The following is a 19,436-nucleotide window of genomic DNA, read 5'->3' on the forward strand; positions in this document are numbered from 1 at the left end:
TATTTTAGTTTTTTAATTTATTTTAAATCATTTCCAGAGAAATAGTTTGGTAGCAAATCTTTTATATCATGCTCAAACACCTCTCCTTTAGTATATCCTGTTATTATTTTTATATCAGAACCAAACTCTATAATTACTTGTCTACATATTCCACAAGGATATGTTTGTTCATTATTTTCTGAGTTATCACTTGCTATTGCTATTTTATATATATCCTTATCACCTTCTGATATAGCTTTAAAAATAGCTGTTCTTTCTGCGCAATTTGTTCCACCTAATGATGCACATTCTATATTACATCCAGTATAAACTTTTCCACTCTTAGTCAAAAGAGCTGCACCCACTCTAAAACTTGAGTAAGGAGCATAAGAATGTTGTCTAGCATCTTCTGCCAACTTTAACAATTCTATGTTGTCCACAACATCTCCTCCTGTATACACTTATTAGAATTTATTTTTATTTAATACTCTACATTATATCATAAAAATTTAATTGTAACAGATTTGTTTCATTGTTAAATATTTTATGTACATTCATTTTAATTATAAAACATTCCAAGCTGAAATACTAATACTGCTATTAACACGCCTAACAAAGCTCCTGCTATGGTTTCCCAGAATGTATGTATTTTTCCCTCAATCCTACTTTGAGCAACCAATACAGCCATTATATATGCAAGAGTAGATGCAACTACTCTTTCTGTCATAAGTGTAATTGCAGTTGCTATAGCAAATGCTAAAGCAGCATGACCACTTGGCATACCTCCTTTTAAAGGTGTCCCTGTTGAAGTCAATGCTTTTACTACTACTACAGCTATAAGAACCAATAATATGCATATCAAGGTTATATGTAATTCTGATTCTCTTATCTTGTAAATTAACATTCCAGATATATCTGTCAATTTATCATAAAATAAAATATATCCAACTACTACTGAGTTTAATGCTGCTACTAGTACACCACCTGCTGCAACATCTTTTGCTATTTTTGCAAGTACATGATATTCATCAGTTACCAGGTCTACTGCTTTTTCTATAGCTGTATTAAACATCTCAGCAACTACAACTAAACATATAGACATCAGTAACATTATCATTTCCAATTTTGAAAAGTTAAAAAATAAACTTATTATAAGCACAGCAACTGAGCCTAAGTAATGTATTTTCATATTCCTTTCAAATTTAAATGTATATAATATTCCTTCTATAGCTGCATTAAAAGCTTTAATTATACCTTGACGAGTTTTTCCTGTTTTCATAAGAATTACTCCCTTGTTATGTTTAACTTATTTAATATGTATTCTTCTTTTTCTCTCATTTCTTTTGTATTTTCATCTGTATCATGGTCATACCCTAAAAGATGAAACATACTATGACATATTAAAAAACATACTTCTCTTTCAAAGCTATGATTATATTCTATGCTTTGCTCTAAAGCTCTTTCAAGAGATACTACTATATCTCCTAAAGATTCTTCTTCCAATTCAACATCTTCAAAATCATCACTTAAAAGAGGAAATGATAAAACATCAGTTGGTCTATCAACTCCTCTATATTCTCTATTTAATTCATGAATCTCTTTATTATCTACAAAAGAAAGACTCACTTCATAATTATCATCATATCCTTCATAATCCAAACACTCTAAAATTATATCTTTTATTTTTTCTATTAGTTCTTCATTTACTTCTAATTTATCTTGTCTATCATCTAATATCAAATCCATTAATTACACCTACTTTTTATTCATTAATAATGCTATACATCTATATTACTACACTTTTACTTTCTTTTGAAAGTCTTTTCCTGTATTTTCATTTTTTTGCGCTCTTCTTTTTTAAATTCTTCTTTTTTATCATGCTTCTCATAAGCTCTTATTATTCTCTGTACTAACTCATGTCTTACAACGTCTCTGTCTGTTAACATTATAGAGCCTATCCCTTGAACGCCCTTAAGAATCTCTGTAGCTTGTATAAGACCACTTTTTTTATTTTGTGGCAAATCTGTTTGTGTTATATCACCTGTAACTACAGCCTTAGAACCAAATCCTAATCTAGTTAAAAACATTTTCATTTGCTCAGAAGTTGTATTTTGAGCTTCATCTAATATTATAAAAGAATTATCAAGAGTTCTACCTCTCATAAATGCAAGTGGTGCAACTTCTATAGTACCTCTTTCTAAATATTTATTAAACTTATCAGCACCCAACATTTCAAATAACGCATCATATAATGGTCTTAAATATGGGTCTACTTTATCTTTTAAATCTCCTGGTAAAAATCCTAAACTTTCTCCAGCTTCCACTGCTGGTCTTGTAAGTATAATTCTACTAACTTCATCTCTTTTAAAAGCTTTCACTGCCATAGCCACAGCAAGATAAGTCTTTCCTGTTCCAGCAGGACCAACACCAAAAGTTATATCATTATTTTCTATAAGCTTTATATACTCTTTTTGCCCTAAAGTTTTAGGTTGAACAGCTTTACCTCTTTGAGTTATAACAATTGTACCTTCAAGTTCTTTTATCTTTTGCTCACTACCTTCAAGTAAAAGAGATAATGAATAAGAAATGCTTTGTTTATCTAAATGCTTACCATTTGATACAGTTTGATGCAATTCATTCATAAGTTTTAATGCAGAATCTACATTTTTTTCTTCTCCTATTAAAATTATATTGCCTTCTCTAAGTATTACATCTATATTTAAAGTTTTCTCTATCAATTTTACATTTTCATCAAAGTTGCCAAATAACTCTCTTTCAAAATTGCCATCTGCTATTGTAAATTTTTTTTGTATTATCAATTGAATTAATCCTCCTCAAGTTTTAGGTTAAATTTTATTAATTGTTGTTACTATTATTATTTTGACTATTGTTACTATTTTGATTACTATTATTTCCATCAGAATTATTTTGGTCGTTATTATCTTTATTATCCTCATTAAACTCATTTCTTATATCATTTATTGGTCTTTTTTGTGGATTAGAAGGAACTTCCTCTTCTCCCTCTTTTGGTTTACTATCTTCCTTTATAAATCTTTCTGCCTCTGCTTTACTAAGAGGATAAATTTTAGCGATATTTTCACTAGTTTGAACTGTTATTAAATATTCTAACATATTTTTATTAACCTTATAGCTATGTTTTACATCTATTATTCTAGCCGAAGCTGGTATTATGTATTCTAATTCTTTTAAAGCTTTTTCAGATAATTCTTTTTTCAACTCTTCTTTGTTCTTTTTCACTTCAACTTTTTTGGTTTCATAAAAAGTACTCGTCTTTATTTTTATAGGGAAAGTATAATCTCCCATTGAAAGTCTTTTTTCTTTATTTTCAACAACATAATTTTTATATTTTATATTTTTTCTAATTGTAAATTCTTTATCATAAAAACTTATTGTGTGTACCTTTTTCTTTTCTCCAGTTTTTTTATTTACAGTATCTACATAGCTTGCCTTTTTAGTAGATTCATAAAAAGTACTTGCCCATACTTCGGGTATTGATTTTGTATTAGCACCATTTAGTAAAACAGCGCCCTTTTGGACTATATCTCCAGATTTAACAACAGACTTACCACTTCTAGGGATTACCTTTTCTATTATACCATTTTTTAAAGCAATTACATTACAATAATTTGATTGGTCTGTAGATTTTAAGGATTCAGCCTTTTTTGTAACAGTAACAAATATATTGGTTCCTTTTACATTAATAGATAAATATGCGACATCATTAAATTTTGACATCATATGGTCCCTAACTTCTTTTCTGTCAATACTCTTTTTGTATACTCCTGGTCTTACTCCAACTTTATAAAGTTCACTTCTAAGAGTTTCTTTTTTTATACCTTCTGGAGATTGTATATATACATCTGTTACAAATTGTGATGTTGACATCAATAAAAGTAAAGAAACAATAGCACAAATCCACATACCTTTGTGCTTATAAATTCTTTTAATAATAAAAGGAACTCCTGTTTTTTGTTTTACCTTAATATCAAACTTACTTCCTCTATAAATATTCTTAAATTCTTTTATATCTTGTCTATTTATATTAAACTCGATTTTAGTATTTTTTATTCTAGTTACATTGTAAACATTTATTCCATTTCTTATAAGATGATTTAAAAATTGTTCAAGCCCTACTCCTTCCACAACTATAACATAGTATCCCCTTATAAAACTTATCAAGTGTATCTCCTCCTAATCAACATACTCCACATTGTATATAATTCCCTTTATACCTATCTCACTGTCAGTAATATACTTAAGCGAAAGTTTATCCCCAGATATTTTAATTGTTTTTACCTTAGTCTTTATTTTTATTAAATCAACTTCATATTCTAGTATTGATAGATAATTTTCTATACTCATAAAAGTATTACTTGTAACAGTAACAACTGGTTGATTTACTTGTAAATCAGTGGATATTTCTAACATAAGCATTACCCCCTTAATTAATTTTATGCTTAAAATAGGTATTTATGCACTTTATTGATACTATCATGGAGTAGTTTTAAATTTTTTTAGACAGTAAATACCTAATATTTAATATATTATTTAAACAAGAAAAAGGTAATCATATTGATAAAAATCAACATGATTACCTTTTTACTTTTTTGTATATAAAATATAAAAAGTATACAATTTTTTTATTAGTCTTGCTCTATTAAACCATATCCACCTGCTTTACGCTTATATACTATATTTATTTCAAAGTTATCTTGATTTCTAAACATATAGAAGTTGTGTCCTACCAACTCCATTTGAAGAATTGCCTCTTCTGAACTCATAGGTTTTACATTAAATTTCTTTCTTCTCTCTATAACTATATTTTCATCTTCCTCATCATCATAGTCATAATCATTAAATTCGCTACTATTATCTATAAAGTCAATATTTTCAAATCTTATGCTCTTATTATTTTGAACTTTGTCTTTAACCTTAGTCTTATACTTTACAACTTGTCTACTTAATTTGTCACAAACAATGTCAATTGCTGCATATAAATCTTCTTCTACGTCTTCTGCCCTTATTATTTGACCATTAATAGGAATTATTGTAACCTCCACTTTCTGTCTATCCTTTTTCGCACTTACTGTTACTTTCACTTCTGATTCAGGATCAAGGTATTTTTCTAACCTACTTAATTTTCCATCTACGTATCCTTTTATTCCGTCAGTTAATTTCATTTGTCTTCCAGATACTATTATTTGCATAAAAACCTCTCCCTTCGAGCCTTTCCAATTCTAATACTTTAATATGTTAATCTTTAAATATATTTTTGATACATTTATTATATTTAAATTAATATAATTGTATATGAAAATGATTATTTTTAATAGTCTATTCATTTTTTATTTGATATGATATTATTAAAAGTACGGGGTAATTTACAAAACCTTTACATTCTATTTATTAATAAACCATATAAAATAATTCAAAAATCCAGCATAAACCAGCCATATCAAATAAACCAAATTTATATATCCAGCTCTCTTATCTATTTTAGAAAATTTTAAAATAACTATTATAGAAACCATAATCATTATTATTATGTCTATTAAAGCTGTAAATCTAAGTCCAAATCCAAAAAATAGTATACTCCAGACAAAATTTAATGCAAGTTGTAATCCATAATAAAACACTGCATCTCTTACTTTAGGCAAGTTGTAACCTTTTTTTAATATTAGGTATGAAGATATACCCATCAATATGTACAATATAGTCCAAACAATAGGGAAGATAAAAGCTGGTGGTGCAAAGCTTGGTTTTGTAAGTTGTAGATAGTACGTTGAAATATCTGTTCCACTAATCAACATGGTCAAAATACTACTTAAATAACCTATTATTAATGGTATTGATATGTTTATCAAAAAATTTCTAATTTCCTTTACCGATATAATCAAATTTTTCCCCTTCTTTCAAAATTTTCTTTGATTATAGATATGCTCAGATATGACTTGTTATTCTCAAAAATTATAAAAAGCCTAGAGATTTCTCTCTAGGCTATATCAATCTATTGTAAGTTTTGTTTTACCAACTTATTTATAAGTTTTCCGTCAGCTCTACCCTTAACTTTTGGTTGAATAACTGACATTATTTTTCCCATATCCTTCATAGATGTTGCCCCTACTTCAGATATAGTACATTTTACAATTTCTTCTAACTCTTCTTCGCTTAATTGTTGAGGTAGGTACTCTTTTAAAACTTCAATTTCAGCTTCTGTTTCTTTTACTAAGTCTTCTCTTCCAGCTTTTTCAAATTCAACTAATGCATCTCTACGTTGCTTTAATTGTTTTGCTATTACATCGATAATTCCATCTTCATCAAGTTCAGTTCTATTATCAACTTCATACTGCTTTATGGAAGCTCTTATTAAAGTTACTACAGATTTTCTCACTGTATCTTTGTTTTTCATCGAAGATTTCAAATCCTCTTGTAACTTTTGCTTAAGGGACATCCCCTTCACCTCTTTATTCTTATTTACTACTATTTTTTAGCGTTTTTTCTTCTTGCTGCTTCAGCTTTTTTCTTACGCTTAACGCTTGGCTTATCATAGTGCTCTCTTTTTCTTACTTCTGACATGATGCCAGACATTGCACATTGACGCTTAAATCTTCTTAAAGCGCTGTCTAATGTTTCATTTTCTCTAACTCTTACTTCTGACATTTCTTTTTCCCTCCCTCCAATAGCGCAATTATGCTGGGACTGTAACTATGTTCTTTTTGCATAATATGCATTACAACCTAACACTTTGTTTATTATAAACTAAATTTTTACTTTTATCAAGTATTTTTATCAAGAAGGAACTCAATTTTTCAATAATTTAGTTTAGTTTTGTTCTGCTTCGTAATTAGGAAGCTTTTTACCTGCTAAAATATGATAGTGCAAATGCTTAACTTCTTGCCCTCCATCGCTTCCACAATTATTTATGATTCTGAATCCAGTTTGGTCAAAACCTTTCTCTTTAGCTATTTTATTAATAACAACATGAATATGTGACACAATATCCATTTCTATATCAGGAATATCAATTACACTATCATAATGTTTTTTAGGTACAACTAATATGTGATATGGAGCAACTGGGTTCAAATCATTAAATGCCAATACTCTTTCATCTTCATAAACTTTAGTTGAAGGTATTTCTCCGTTCGCTATTTTACAAAATATACAATCCATTTCCTTCCACCTCCTATCTTATAAATATTATAATTTCTACATGTTATAGCAAAATTCCTTCTACATATTCATTTTTTACATCATTTATTTTTACTTTTAATATCTGACCTTGTATGTTTTTGTCACTTTCAACAACAACTCTTATATAATTTGAAGTCAGTCCTTCAAACTTATTGCCCTCTATATTTTGTTCAAATAAGACTTCTAATTCACTACCAATAAATTTAGTTGCAAATTTACTAAAGTTTTCTTTACTTAAATTTAAAAGTTGTTCACTTCTAAAGTGTTTCATTTGAGGGTCAATTTGATTTTCCATAGTTGCAGCTGGAGTTCCTTTTCTTGGCGAATATTTAAAAATATGCATTTGTGAAAGCTCTATATCTTTTAAGAAATTGTATGTTTGTTTAAATTCCTCATTAGTTTCTCCTGGAAAACCTACTATTACATCTGTAGTTATTGCTACATTTGGTATTTTATCTCTTAATCTATCCACAATAGTCTTATACTCTTCAGTTGTATATCTTCTATTCATTCTTTTTAGAGTTTCATCACATCCACTTTGAAGAGATAGATGATAATGAGGACAAACCTTCTCCATCTTTAAAACTTCATTCACAAATTCATCAGTAAACAAAATCGGTTCAACAGAGCTAAGTCTAATTCTTTCTATTGCATCTATTTCATTTATTTGTTTTATTACATCAAGAAGTTTAATATCCTTATCTTTTAAATCTTTTCCATAAGAGGCTACATGTATTCCTGTTAATACCACCTCTTTATAGCCATTTTTAGCCAATTTTTTCACTTCATCAACTATACTATCAATATCCCTACTTCTAACACGTCCTCGGGCATAAGGAATGATACAGTAGGTACAAAATCTGTCGCATCCATCTTGAATTTTCATAAATGCTCTAGTCTTTCCATTAGTTTGACTAATTTCTATTTCTTCAAATGCTTTTACCTTCATTATATCATCAACTGTGCTAACTTTTTTACTTGCATCTATCCTTCTAATCTCTTCAACAATCTTCCTTCTATCATTTGTACCCATGACTAGGTTTACTTCTTCTATATCCAAAATTTCTTCTGGCGATACTTGTGAATAACATCCCACAACGGCTATTATTGCATCTGGATTTTTCTTTTTAACTCGTCTTATATATTGACGAGATTTTCTATCACTCATATGAGTTACGGTACATGTATTTATAACATAAACGTCTGCATATTCTTCACTATTAACTTGTTCATATCCATCTTTTTCAAATAGTTCTAGCATAGCTTCAGTTTCGTATTGATTGACTTTACACCCAAGTGTATAAAAAGCTACTTTTTTCAATTTATTATTCTCCTCCTAAATCACTTAGCTCATACAAAGCTATTGTTGATGCTACAACAGAAGCTGTCTCAGTTCTCAATATTCTAGGTCCTAATGATACAGTACTGCAATTATCTTTTTGAACTTGCTCTATTTCTTTCTCAGCAAAACCACCCTCTGGACCTACAAAAATTCCAACTCTATCTATATTAGAATCACAATTTTTAAGTGCCTGTTTTATTGAGACAGTTCTTTCGTTCTCATAAGGACAAATATTTACATCATTTTTTTTCATATCTTCTAAAGCTTCTTTAAAACTTAAAACACCTCTTAAATTTGGAATTTTACCTCTTTTACTTTGCTTTGCGGCTTCATAAATTATTCTTTCCCAACGTTCAAATTTTTTATCTTCTTTTTTATCATCAACTTTAGCAACACTTCTCTTAGTTTGAACTAATATTATTTCATCTACACCAACTTCAGTTAGTTTTTGAAGTATCATCTCCATCTTTGGAGCTTTTGGAAGACCTTGATATAATTTTATCTTAAGTTTAGATTCTCTATTTATATCAACTTCTTCTAAAATTTTTAAATTAACCATATTTTTTTCTATATTTGTTATCTCGCAAATATACTCATTATTATCTTTATCACATATCTCAAGTTTTTCTCCTAGTTTACACCTTAAAACTTTTGAAATATGTTTTACATCTTCACCTTCTATAATGCAGGCTTTGTCTTGTAAATTTATATTATTTTTTTCAACAAAGAATCTATCCATTATATTCCACCCAGCCTTTTACTTTTTAAGTTTAGAAACTATCGCTGACCATTCACCTAGTTTTTGAACCTCAACTATTTCAAATCCATTTTCGATTAAGCTTTCTTTAACTTCCTCTACTTTGTCCAAAATTATACCTGAAGATATAAATATAGCATCTTCTTTCATAAAATTTTGTACATCTTTTGCAAGTATTTTTATTATATCAGCGATTATATTTGCAACTACAACATCAGCTTTATCTTTTATTACATCTGTTAAATTCCCATGCATTACAGATACATTCTCTTCAACTTTATTTTCAAGCACATTTTCTTTTGCAACTTTCACTGCAACTTCGTCTAAATCTACAGCTACAACCTCTTTTGCCCCTAATTTAGCTGCTGCTATTGCAAGAATTCCGCTACCACAACCAATATCAAATACTTTAGAATCTTTATTTACATATTTCTCTAATTCTCTAATACACATACTAGTAGTCTCATGTGTTCCTGTACCAAAAGCCATACCAGGGTCAAGCTCTATTATCAAATCCCCTTCTTGCATATCGTAATCTTCCCATGTAGGTTTTACTACTACCTTTTGACCTACTTTTGTTGGTTTATAGTATGCTTTCCATGCATTTGCCCAATCAGCTTCATTTACTTGGTCTAATGACACACTTCCTTCACCTATATCTATACCAAAATCTCTTAGTCCTAAAACTTTTTGCTTTATTATTTCGACAAATTCCATCACATTTTTTTCTTCTGACACATAAGTCTTTATCAGTACACCATCTTCTTCATTCTTTTTAAATACTTCTTCTTCTACATAATCCCAATCTAATTCATTTTTCTTTTGAAATAAGAAATCTTTTGGGTCTTCTATTACAGCCCCTCCAGCACCTTGTTCATATAGTATATTTGTTATTGGCTCAACTGCCTCTGTTGTTGTTTTTATAGTTACTTCTATCCAATTATTCATAAGTTTACCTCTCTTTTCTATATTAATTTTCCTATTTTTCCATAACTTTTATTATATCACAAATATCATACTTTTTTGTTTTATAAATTTTTTATTAGTTTATATCTACATTATAGTTAATTTACTTAATTTATAATAAATTGTCTAACTTATTTTTAGCACTTTATTTGATTATGCTTTTCCCTTAATACATTTTAAATAGTTCACATTATATTTATTATATACAAATTAGCAAGATATACATTTTAAACAAAAATTTTTGGTTATTTTATATGTTTCCTACAATAAAATCATCTGATATTATATAATTAAATTTTAAATTATTAAGGAGAATTACAATGTCAGAAGTAATATTAAAAGATATATCAAAACTTTATTCTAATGGATTTAATGCAGTAAAAAATATAAATATAGATATTAAAGATAAGGAATTTATAGTTTTAGTGGGACCATCTGGTTGTGGTAAATCGACAACGCTTAGAATGATTGCTGGTCTTGAAGAAATATCTTCTGGAGAATTATATATAGGAGATAAACTTGTCAATGATATAGAACCAAAAGATAGAGACATAGCAATGGTTTTTCAAAATTATGCTTTATATCCTCACTTATCTGTTTATGAAAACATGGCATTTGCACTTAAACTTAGAAAAATGCCAAAAGATGAAATAGATAAAAAAGTTAAAGAAGCCGCTAAAATATTGGATTTAGTCCCTCTTTTAGATAAAAAACCTAAAACACTATCTGGTGGACAAAGACAAAGAGTTGCTCTAGGACGTGCAATAGTTAGAAATCCTAAGGTATTCTTAATGGATGAACCTTTATCTAACTTGGACGCAAAACTTAGAACTGCCATGAGAACAGAAATAACTAAGTTACATCAACAGCTTGGAACTACATTCATCTATGTAACACATGACCAAGTTGAAGCTATGACTATGGCTGACAGAATAGTAGTAATGAAAGACGGAGTGGTACAACAGATTGCAACTCCACAAGATGTATACGACTATCCAGCTAATGTGTTTGTTGCAGGATTTATTGGAGCTCCACAGATGAACTTTATTAATGTTACATTAATAGAAGAGAATGAAGAAATATATGCTAAAAACGAATACATTAAGATAAAATTAAATAGAGAAAAACACTATGATTTAATAAAAGACAACTATATTAAAAAAGAAGTTATTATGGGTATTAGACCAGAAGATATACATATAGAAGATACTTTTGTTAAATCTAATCAAGATACTTGCTTTAAATCAACAGTTGAAATAAAAGAGCTTATGGGGGCAGAGACCTATGCTCATTTAAAATTAGATGTAAATACAATAACAATTCGATTTGACAGCAAAAATAGAGTTGATGTTGGTGATAATTTAACTCTTTCAGTTGATAATAATAGAGTACACTTATTTGACAAAGAAACTGACTTAGCTATAAGATAAGAGTATAATCTTATTTCTAAGGAGACTCTATGGAAAACTTGAAAAGTTTTTTTGAAAAACAACTCAATAAAAAAATAAATATTTACCCTTATAAAAATCAACGTTTAGATGCCAATAGTCATTTAGTTACTTTTAATGATACTGTTTATGTTATTGATTTTTTAGATGAAAATAACTTAGATAATCTAAATGGACACTTTTATTTAATTTATCAGCCACATATAGATTTTGAATATCTAAAAGGTATTTTTTATAACTTATATGATGATATAAATACAATTCAACATAGTAGTTTTTTTGTAGTAAACTCTAAGTATAACTTAGACATTAATGTAACTACACAAAATATAATTGAAACTGAAACTTATCAAAGTACTTATATTTTCTATCTTGGTGAGTTAGATAACAAATCTGATTTTAATTTTAGATTGCAGTTATGCTCTGATTTACTATCTTATATTGTAAAAGATAATGCTAAGGATAAATTTTTAAATTTATTTGACCTTATTAGGTATAAAACTTTAGACTTAATTAACAAAGACGATGTACTTAATAGACTGATAGACTTTAACAAGATAAAATCCATTGATGAAGAACTTCTATCTACAGGAATAAAATTTATAAATAATGACTTAAACATCTCTAAAACATCTAGTGATATGTTTTTACATAGAAATACACTGGTATATAGGTTGGAAAAAATTAATGAAATACTCAACCTTGATTTAAAAAACTTTGAAAATGCAATGATTTTTTATCTAAGTGTAAAATCTTATTTTCTATATAAAAAAAATTAACTGCTAAATCAAGCAGAAATGCTAATTCACATTTCTGCTTGATTTTAAGTTAAAATACTATATACTTTATCAAATGTTATTTATCAAATATTCTCTCCTTTAAACTTGTAAATATTTGATAAGATATCCTTTTTTATAAATAATATCTTTAATCTTATTGAATCTATTATTTCTTTAATACATTATTTCGCTTGCTTTAATTGTTTTGTAAAAACAAAGTTTAGCAAAAAACTTATTGTGCCTAAAATCACCATAACATATCCTAAAATTTTAAATTGACTTGATGTTATAGTTGCTTCAAACACCATTCCAAGTAGTACAGTAGCAAAAATTGAACCTAAATAACGACTAGTTTGAAATAGACCAGAGGCTGTACCTATGCTCTCAGGAGGACTTTCTTTAAACATTGAAGATTGTAATGCTACATTACCAACTCCATAACTAACACCTGCTAATGATAAAATTATCCCCTTACCTATTACTGGTATTTGAATAAAGATTAATGAAAGAAGTATTGCACTAATCAACATAAAAATTGATGACACTATAAGAGGTACTCTAGTTCCAGATTTGTCTATCCATTTTCCAGTCAATGGAGATATGAAAATTCCTATACCAGACATGAACAACATAAATAGACCAGTTGACCTAGCACTGTAATGTAGTGCATCTTGAAAATAACTTGGAAGACCAAAAAATAAGATATAATTGAAGAAGTTTAATATAATAAACTGTAAATATACCTTTGATAACTTAGGATTACTCATAAAAAGTTTAATATCTATAAAGGGTAATCTCGTTCTCAGTTCATGCCAAATAAAAATGCACATCAAAATTAATCCTAATACAAATTGCTCTAAATTAAAAGACTCCTTAACTGATAATAAGAATAGTAATATAAAAATCATTGCAATTGAAAATAAAACTATACCAACAACATCTAATCTTGATAAAACATTCTTAAAAGTCTCTTTTATACTTTTTTTCTTTTTTATTTCTTTTGGAAATAAAAAATATCCTAGACAAATGGCAACCATAACAATTGGTATATTTACAAGAAATATAGCATGCCATCCACCTAAATCAAGCAATACTCCGCCTAAAGTTGGACCTAATCCTGCTGTAGTTGAAGCAAAAATAGTTAAAACTGCTAATGCAGAAGATTGTCTTTCCTTTATATTATTTTGTATAAGAGCAACTCCAGATGGATACAATGTACTTGTTCCAATAGCTTGAATTACTCTTATAAAAATCAATATAAAGAATGATTGAGTAAATGGTACCATAAATGCTGAAAAACTTACGAGTATTAAACCACTTAAAAATAAAACTTTTCTACCTATTAAATCTCCAATCTTTCCTGAAACTGGCTGTGCAATAGCACTAGCTAAATAAAAGGCTGAAACCATCCAAGACACAGTTGTAAAACTAATATTAAAATCGTTTTGTATACTATGTAATGCAAGTGAAATCATAGATGAATTAAGAGGATTCAGCATAGTTCCTGAGCCTATAGCCACTAAAAAAAGAGTTCTTTTAGCATTTATCTTACTCATATATCATGCCCCCAATATTTTTGATTCATTTATCTTATAAAAAAGCTGCTCCTATAATTCCTGCATCTGAACCTAGGGTTGCACATACAATTTTTGCTATATCTTCTTTTTTGTATAAAACAAACTTTCTTACCAATTCTTTAATCCCATCAAGTATTATATCACTTGCTTTAGAAACTCCTCCACCAATTGATATCACTTCTGGGTCTAATGTATTTATTGTATTTGCAAATGTTTTTGCTAAATAAGTTTTAAATCTAGTTATTACTTCAATTGCAACTGTGTCATTTTCTCTATATGCATCAAACACCATCTTTGCATTTATTTTTTTTAAATCTCCTTCTGCTAAATCTAAAATCATACTTTTTCTACCTTCTTGTATAAGTTTTTGAGAATATTTTATAATGGCAGTTGCTGAACAAAAAGTTTCCACACAACCATTATTTCCACAATTGCAATCAAAATAGTTTTCTCCTATTACTTGATGCCCTATTTCTGAGCCTAATCCATGGGCTCCAGAAAAAACTTTTTGATTAATTACTATTCCTCCACCTACTCCAGTTCCTAAAGTATATAAAACTCCAACATCTGCACCTTTCATACTTCCAAACTTTGATTCTCCAAGTGCTGCTACTGTTGCATCATTTTCTCCATGAATTTCAACATTTGGAAACCTTCTTTTTAGTTCATTCTCAAAACTTTCTCCATCCCATTTTAAGTTTACACAAGTTACTAAACCTTTTTTATTTATAAACCCAGGTACTCCAAATCCAATAGACTTTATCTCTTTCATCTTTAGATTGTTTTCTTCTAACAATTTATCAATCATTATTTTTATATCATCTAGTATTCCTTCAAATCCCTTTTCAACCACAGTTTTACATTCTGTTCTAAAAAGTATCTTTCCTTGATTATCAACCACACCTGCTTGTATGCCTGTTCCTCCAATGTCTACACCTATATAATACATCTTTCTCACCTTTCTCTTTTAAATTTTATTAATATATATATATTATCATGTCTATATTATATTAAAATGTAAAACCATGCAAATCTTTAATAATATCTTTAATACAAAACAAAAACACCTTCCCATAGTATATTTTCACTATGAGAAGATGTCTATTTTTATAAATTATTTCAATTTATTAGATGTCAAAACAAACTATATTTAAATCAATTATTTTAAACTTTTATCTCGACTTATTTTTTCGTACTAAACAATATCTTTGCAACTATATATCAACCAAATCTTAAATATATTTTTTACAAACATAAATTAGTTTTCCATAACATAATAAGTTGCTTTTATTATTCACCAATCTATACTAAAAATCTTATACACATAATATATATATTTCTTTACATATACATATATTTGACTAAATACATATTTCTTTACATACATATCTAGCCTATTACCTAACCATACATACATATTTCTTTACATATGCACATATCGAAAGCACTTTTTCACGTAAATTTTTCTAACTAAATTATAAGCAAATATGCAATTTGCAAAAGTTTTAATTCTTACAAATAACTTTAAAACTTAGATGCTTTGGCTATACAATATGACTATTTTACTACCAAAATTTTAAGTCTAGGCAATTCCAATAATTATCCCAGCTTTTGAGTTTTTCCAGTACTTAATATAGCACTAAAAACATCTAACTTTATTTCATAGATTATAATTGAGTTTTCTTCATCATTTGGCTGTGCCACATCCGTTCCCACTGGAATCACCCCTTTCTCTTATTTGATTATATTATAGCATATTAGATATGTAGGGACAAGCATTTTTTCAGAAAATTATTTATATTCAGTTTTATTTTTTGTCTATCTTATAGCATGTTAATGTAATTAATATTTATACAATTTACTCTTTACATATATAAACAATAGAAGAATATTTTGAATCTAAGTCAGTCTTATATATAGATTTTAGATTTTTAACACTTATAGTATACTCTTTTCCAGATTCAAATTTAGCCTTTATATTCACTATAAAATCTCTTTTAGAATCTACTATAATATCTTCTACTTGAACTACTGGGTCTATCAAGTAGTTCAATTCATCTTCTGCTAATACCTTATCAAGTGTCATATTAAAAGTAAGAGAAATTCCATCATTATTATTATCAACTGCTTCAAGTTTTAATTTTGGCTTTTCTACACCACCTGCACAAACTGGTAAACTTCCTCCTTGTATACCAGAAGCCATTGCGCTCAATCTACATTTTATAGATGGTTCTTCACAAACATTATATTCATTTCCTGTAGCATTTTCATCTGATATTAATCTACATAAATCTCCCAATTGCTCATATCCTCTAAGAGTTAAAGTCATCCATTGGTCACCAAACCATATTTTTCTACTTACAACACCAAACGAATAATAATCTGATGGTCCTGTCCCTGACATTTTGTCACTATTTTGTGGTACTCCTCCATAGAAACGACCTATCCCATGACCAATTGCCATAGCAAGACCCTCAACATCTAAGTTTTCCATTCTAACTAATCCACCAGATACTAGGACAGTCTTTACTCCATATTCTTCAAATGCATATACATTTGGTTCTATTCTATCCCATTCTAAATGTATATTTATATCTGGATAAAATCCTTTAAATAGTTTTATTAAATATTGGATTGCATTTAAGCCCAATGTCATATGTATTGGAAATTGTGTGCCATTTTGGAATATATCATTTGCTTGTTCTCTTGTAAATAGGGTATGTGCAGATGTTATAGTTCCTTTATATCCAAATTTATATGGTGAGAATTTTTTATTAATGGCCACCTCTGTGTTGTCCTCTTTATGGAAAAGTAACACACCTCTTTCTTTCACAAGATGTTTACATGCTTTCATATGTTCTTCACTTCCTATAATAGGTAATTCATTGTAGTTTTCCACTTTTAGATTATCCTCTAAATCTTCAAAGTGAAGTTGAAGTGTATAATCCCCACAAACTACTCCACCTGCAATAACTAAATGTTTGTCAGCACTTCCCTCAAAATTAATATCAGTTGTTATATGATGAACTCCACCAGTATAATGACCTAAACTTGCAGTTAAAACAGGTACTTCATTTCCACCTTTGTCAATTAACATGTCTCCAGGTTTCAATTTACCTGCCACAGTAAATTTTCCATTAGCAAGTAAAAATACGTGGTCTGCAGTTACGATTAATTCGCTCTTACCATTTTTTATTTTCTTTTCTAACTCATCTGAACTTTCTTCATCTAAAGAACGATATACAATGTATACCATTGATGGTTGTTCTCCACTTTCTGTCCCTGTACTAAATTGTACTTTTACAGGCTCCCATGCAAGATTTATTTTTTCTCCAGCCTTTTTTATAGAACCTCCCAATACCTCATCACCATTTTTAATATTTTGTACTTCTACTTCTCCATCTGGTATTGCAATGAAAGTACCATCTGCAAAGCATGAACAGCAGCAACAACAATCTTCTAAATTCCAGTCTTTATTCTCCATACGTTTAGCTATACAGTCATCAATTAAATGTTCTGTAGAAGATGGAAGTGTTTCTCCTGTCTTACTATTCCTACACATTACCACATGTACTGCTTGATATATTCCTTGGTCTCCACATGAATCATGATATGCCTTTGAAGTAGAAAAATCCATACAATGCATTTCTAAACAAGCCTTTAACTTTTTTTGCTCCAAACGTCTTTTACATTCATTATAATCATAGCCCATAGTAAAACACTCCTCATTATTTTAATTTTCTAATAATATTTCTCTTGCCACTTCTTCGTTGTTCGATTTTAATATATAAATAATTTGTTTAAGATATTTAAATAGATACTCTAAGTCTTCTTTACTTGTATTAAGACCAAAACTAAAACGTATTGAAGCATAGTGTTTTGTGGTTGCTCCTATTGCTTCAAGTACATGAGAAGTTTTTATCCTTTTTGAACTGCATGCAGACCCAGGAGAAACACTTATACCTATATTATTTAAACTTCTTATAATCGCATGACTATCAAGAAGCGGAAAGCCTATATTTAAATTATTTGGAAGTCGATTTTCAAGAGACCCATTCACAATATAATCTGGTTCAATTTTTTCAATCTCTTCTAAGAAAAACTTTCGTAATTCTAAAAGTCTATTTGATTCATCATTCATTTCATTGTAAGCAAGTTTAGTTGCCATTCCTAAAGCCATTATATAACCTACATTTTCTGTACCAGCTCTAAGTCCATATTCTTGTCCTCCACCATGTATTATTGGAACTAAGCTTAATCCATTTTCTACATATATTCCACCAATGCCTTTTGGAGCATATATTTTATGTCCTGAAAATGTAAGAAGTGAAATTCCCCACTCCTTAGGTTTTAAAGGTATTTTACCAAAAGCTTGTATTGCATCCACCATGAAAGGTATATTATAACCTCTACATATATCTCCTATCTCCTTAATAGGATTTATTGTACCTATTTCATTATTTGCAGCCATTACTGATACAAGTATTGTATTTTCCTTTATAGAATTTTTTATATCTTCTGGTGATATCCTTCCCAATTTATCTACATCTATATAGGTTACCAAAAATCCAAGTGTTTCAAGATATTCCATAGTTCTAAGTACTGATGGATGCTCAATCTTAGTGGTTATAATATGACCTTTTTTATCCAAATACTTAAACGCTATCCCTTTTATGGCCAAATTATTTGATTCAGAACCTGAGCCTGTAAGATATATTTCCTCTGTATCAACCATTAAACAGTCTGCTATTGTCTTTCTGGAACTATTTATAATATCGAAAGTATAATGTCCTTGTACTGTTGAACTACTTGGATTAGCATAGCCATAAACCCCATCATAATAATCTTTAAGTAATTTAACTATCTCATCACGAATATAAGTTGTTCCATTTGAATCTAAGTACACTTCTCTAAAATCATTTGCTTTAATTTCAGCACATGGTTTACATGATTTAGCTTCAGGATTTTTTTTCTTTTCTTCCTCTATATAAGAACCATACTTATCTTCATAATCTTTTTTATTATCTTCATATACAAAACTTATTTTAGATTCTTTAATTATGTTATCAAGTTTAGAAAATAATGTGCTATCTAAAAATTCTTTTTCAACTTCTTCATCTGTATAATCTAAAGCTGGATTCTTTATAAGATGTTCAAGAAAACTTTGAACATTTCTACATGTATGCAGATTATGTGCATATGTACTATCTTTTGCAATACTTAATAAAACCTGACTTGATATATTATCTTTTAACCCAAATAAATTTCTAAATTCTACACAATAGCTTTGTATATTTTTAATAATATCCATTTGTATTTGCCTTCTTTCTAATATGATTTAAAAAACATAATACTGACTAGATTTACCAATTT

General features: G+C 28.6%; 20 protein-coding genes. 2 read left to right on the forward strand and 18 right to left on the reverse strand.

All coding sequences use genetic code 11. The features are described from left to right. Positions 1 to 17 precede the first annotated feature (17 nt). From IC218_RS07775 to prmA, 14 genes are all read right to left on the reverse strand, one after another. Complete coding sequence (locus IC218_RS07775) at positions 18 to 419, reverse strand: cytidine deaminase (RefSeq protein ID WP_227432595.1); 402 nt, start codon at positions 417 to 419, stop codon at positions 18 to 20. 119 nt (positions 420 to 538) lie between these two features. Then, positions 539 to 1,258, reverse strand: coding sequence for a diacylglycerol kinase (locus IC218_RS07780; protein WP_227432594.1), 720 nt, complete (start codon positions 1,256 to 1,258; stop codon positions 539 to 541). A gap of 5 nt (positions 1,259 to 1,263) precedes the next feature. Continuing rightward, positions 1,264 to 1,725 carry an rRNA maturation RNase YbeY gene (ybeY, locus tag IC218_RS07785; RefSeq protein ID WP_227432593.1) on the reverse strand — a complete coding sequence of 154 codons (462 nt, stop codon included), beginning with the start codon at positions 1,723 to 1,725 and terminating at the stop codon, positions 1,264 to 1,266. A 56-nt stretch (positions 1,726 to 1,781) separates the two neighbouring features. Beyond that, entirely contained in the window at positions 1,782 to 2,798 is a 1,017-nt protein-coding gene (locus IC218_RS07790) for a PhoH family protein (protein ID WP_227482837.1), read from the reverse strand. A 37-nt stretch (positions 2,799 to 2,835) separates the two neighbouring features. Further along, positions 2,836 to 4,179 (reverse strand): sporulation protein YqfD, encoded by a 1,344-nt coding sequence (gene yqfD, locus IC218_RS07795; RefSeq protein WP_227432591.1) that lies wholly within the window; start codon positions 4,177 to 4,179, stop codon positions 2,836 to 2,838. 12 nt (positions 4,180 to 4,191) lie between these two features. Further along, positions 4,192 to 4,428, reverse strand: a complete 237-nt coding sequence (locus tag IC218_RS07800; protein ID WP_227432590.1) for a YabP/YqfC family sporulation protein — start codon at positions 4,426 to 4,428, stop codon at positions 4,192 to 4,194. Positions 4,429 to 4,643: 215 nt separating this feature from the next. After that, a complete protein-coding gene (gene hpf, locus IC218_RS07805; protein ID WP_227432589.1) occupies positions 4,644 to 5,207 on the reverse strand; it encodes a ribosome hibernation-promoting factor, HPF/YfiA family in 564 nt (187 codons plus the stop codon). A gap of 192 nt (positions 5,208 to 5,399) precedes the next feature. After that, positions 5,400 to 5,897, reverse strand: a complete 498-nt coding sequence (locus IC218_RS07810) for a TspO/MBR family protein (protein ID WP_227432588.1) — start codon at positions 5,895 to 5,897, stop codon at positions 5,400 to 5,402. Positions 5,898 to 6,007: 110 nt separating this feature from the next. Continuing rightward, entirely contained in the window at positions 6,008 to 6,451 is a 444-nt protein-coding gene (locus IC218_RS07815; protein ID WP_227432587.1) for a GatB/YqeY domain-containing protein, read from the reverse strand. A gap of 29 nt (positions 6,452 to 6,480) precedes the next feature. Next, positions 6,481 to 6,660 (reverse strand): 30S ribosomal protein S21, encoded by a 180-nt coding sequence (gene rpsU / locus IC218_RS07820; protein ID WP_003416618.1) that lies wholly within the window; start codon positions 6,658 to 6,660, stop codon positions 6,481 to 6,483. Between the two features lie 162 nt (positions 6,661 to 6,822). Further along, positions 6,823 to 7,173 carry a histidine triad nucleotide-binding protein gene (locus tag IC218_RS07825; protein ID WP_227432586.1) on the reverse strand — a complete coding sequence of 117 codons (351 nt, stop codon included), beginning with the start codon at positions 7,171 to 7,173 and terminating at the stop codon, positions 6,823 to 6,825. 43 nt (positions 7,174 to 7,216) lie between these two features. Further along, a complete protein-coding gene (gene mtaB, locus IC218_RS07830; protein ID WP_227824174.1) occupies positions 7,217 to 8,515 on the reverse strand; it encodes a tRNA (N(6)-L-threonylcarbamoyladenosine(37)-C(2))-methylthiotransferase MtaB in 1,299 nt (432 codons plus the stop codon). A gap of 4 nt (positions 8,516 to 8,519) precedes the next feature. Beyond that, positions 8,520 to 9,275, reverse strand: coding sequence for an RsmE family RNA methyltransferase (locus IC218_RS07835; RefSeq protein WP_227824175.1), 756 nt, complete (start codon positions 9,273 to 9,275; stop codon positions 8,520 to 8,522). Between the two features lie 18 nt (positions 9,276 to 9,293). After that, a complete protein-coding gene (gene prmA, locus IC218_RS07840; protein ID WP_227432583.1) occupies positions 9,294 to 10,241 on the reverse strand; it encodes a 50S ribosomal protein L11 methyltransferase in 948 nt (315 codons plus the stop codon). Between the two features lie 338 nt (positions 10,242 to 10,579). Here prmA and IC218_RS07845 point away from each other — a divergent pair, with 338 nt between their 5' ends. Together IC218_RS07845 and IC218_RS07850 are read left to right on the forward strand one after the other, a co-directional pair. Continuing rightward, positions 10,580 to 11,689, forward strand: a complete 1,110-nt coding sequence (locus IC218_RS07845) for an ABC transporter ATP-binding protein (protein ID WP_227824176.1) — start codon at positions 10,580 to 10,582, stop codon at positions 11,687 to 11,689. A gap of 29 nt (positions 11,690 to 11,718) precedes the next feature. Next, positions 11,719 to 12,486 (forward strand): PucR family transcriptional regulator, encoded by a 768-nt coding sequence (locus IC218_RS07850; protein ID WP_227824177.1) that lies wholly within the window; start codon positions 11,719 to 11,721, stop codon positions 12,484 to 12,486. 182 nt (positions 12,487 to 12,668) lie between these two features. Here IC218_RS07850 and IC218_RS07855 read toward each other — a convergent pair whose 3' ends face one another. From IC218_RS07855 to IC218_RS07870, 4 genes are all read right to left on the reverse strand, one after another. Then, the gene (locus IC218_RS07855) at positions 12,669 to 14,042 is read right to left on the reverse strand and encodes an MFS transporter (protein ID WP_227482842.1); all 1,374 of its coding nucleotides are present in this window, start codon (positions 14,040 to 14,042) and stop codon (positions 12,669 to 12,671) included. A gap of 34 nt (positions 14,043 to 14,076) precedes the next feature. Then, positions 14,077 to 15,012, reverse strand: a complete 936-nt coding sequence (locus IC218_RS07860; RefSeq protein WP_227824178.1) for an ROK family protein — start codon at positions 15,010 to 15,012, stop codon at positions 14,077 to 14,079. 909 nt (positions 15,013 to 15,921) lie between these two features. Beyond that, complete coding sequence (locus IC218_RS07865; RefSeq protein ID WP_227824179.1) at positions 15,922 to 17,775, reverse strand: hypothetical protein; 1,854 nt, start codon at positions 17,773 to 17,775, stop codon at positions 15,922 to 15,924. 21 nt (positions 17,776 to 17,796) lie between these two features. Continuing rightward, a complete protein-coding gene (locus IC218_RS07870; protein ID WP_227824180.1) occupies positions 17,797 to 19,374 on the reverse strand; it encodes a cysteine desulfurase family protein in 1,578 nt (525 codons plus the stop codon). Between the last annotated feature and the right edge of the window lie 62 nt (positions 19,375 to 19,436).

Source organism: Clostridioides sp. ES-S-0005-03 (assembly GCF_020658455.1).
Lineage (GTDB): Bacteria > Bacillota > Clostridia > Peptostreptococcales > Peptostreptococcaceae > Clostridioides.

Excerpts from the sequence above, each read along its gene's own strand:
- hpf (WP_227432589.1), bottom strand. The coding sequence starts at position 5,207 with ATGCAAATAATAGTATCTGGAAGACAAATGAAATTAACTGACGGAATA.
- rpsU (WP_003416618.1), bottom strand. The coding sequence starts at position 6,660 with ATGTCAGAAGTAAGAGTTAGAGAAAATGAAACATTAGACAGCGCTTTA.
- prmA (WP_227432583.1), bottom strand. The coding sequence starts at position 10,241 with ATGAATAATTGGATAGAAGTAACTATAAAAACAACAACAGAGGCAGTT.
- ybeY (WP_227432593.1), bottom strand. The coding sequence starts at position 1,725 with ATGGATTTGATATTAGATGATAGACAAGATAAATTAGAAGTAAATGAA.
- IC218_RS07860 (WP_227824178.1), bottom strand. The coding sequence starts at position 15,012 with ATGTATTATATAGGTGTAGACATTGGAGGAACAGGCATACAAGCAGGT.
- IC218_RS07835 (WP_227824175.1), bottom strand. The coding sequence starts at position 9,275 with ATGGATAGATTCTTTGTTGAAAAAAATAATATAAATTTACAAGACAAA.
- IC218_RS07815 (WP_227432587.1), bottom strand. The coding sequence starts at position 6,451 with ATGTCCCTTAAGCAAAAGTTACAAGAGGATTTGAAATCTTCGATGAAA.
- IC218_RS07855 (WP_227482842.1), bottom strand. The coding sequence starts at position 14,042 with ATGAGTAAGATAAATGCTAAAAGAACTCTTTTTTTAGTGGCTATAGGC.
- IC218_RS07845 (WP_227824176.1), top strand. The coding sequence starts at position 10,580 with ATGTCAGAAGTAATATTAAAAGATATATCAAAACTTTATTCTAATGGA.
- IC218_RS07800 (WP_227432590.1), bottom strand. The coding sequence starts at position 4,428 with ATGTTAGAAATATCCACTGATTTACAAGTAAATCAACCAGTTGTTACT.
- IC218_RS07825 (WP_227432586.1), bottom strand. The coding sequence starts at position 7,173 with ATGGATTGTATATTTTGTAAAATAGCGAACGGAGAAATACCTTCAACT.
- IC218_RS07850 (WP_227824177.1), top strand. The coding sequence starts at position 11,719 with ATGGAAAACTTGAAAAGTTTTTTTGAAAAACAACTCAATAAAAAAATA.
- IC218_RS07780 (WP_227432594.1), bottom strand. The coding sequence starts at position 1,258 with ATGAAAACAGGAAAAACTCGTCAAGGTATAATTAAAGCTTTTAATGCA.
- IC218_RS07870 (WP_227824180.1), bottom strand. The coding sequence starts at position 19,374 with ATGGATATTATTAAAAATATACAAAGCTATTGTGTAGAATTTAGAAAT.
- IC218_RS07865 (WP_227824179.1), bottom strand. The coding sequence starts at position 17,775 with ATGGGCTATGATTATAATGAATGTAAAAGACGTTTGGAGCAAAAAAAG.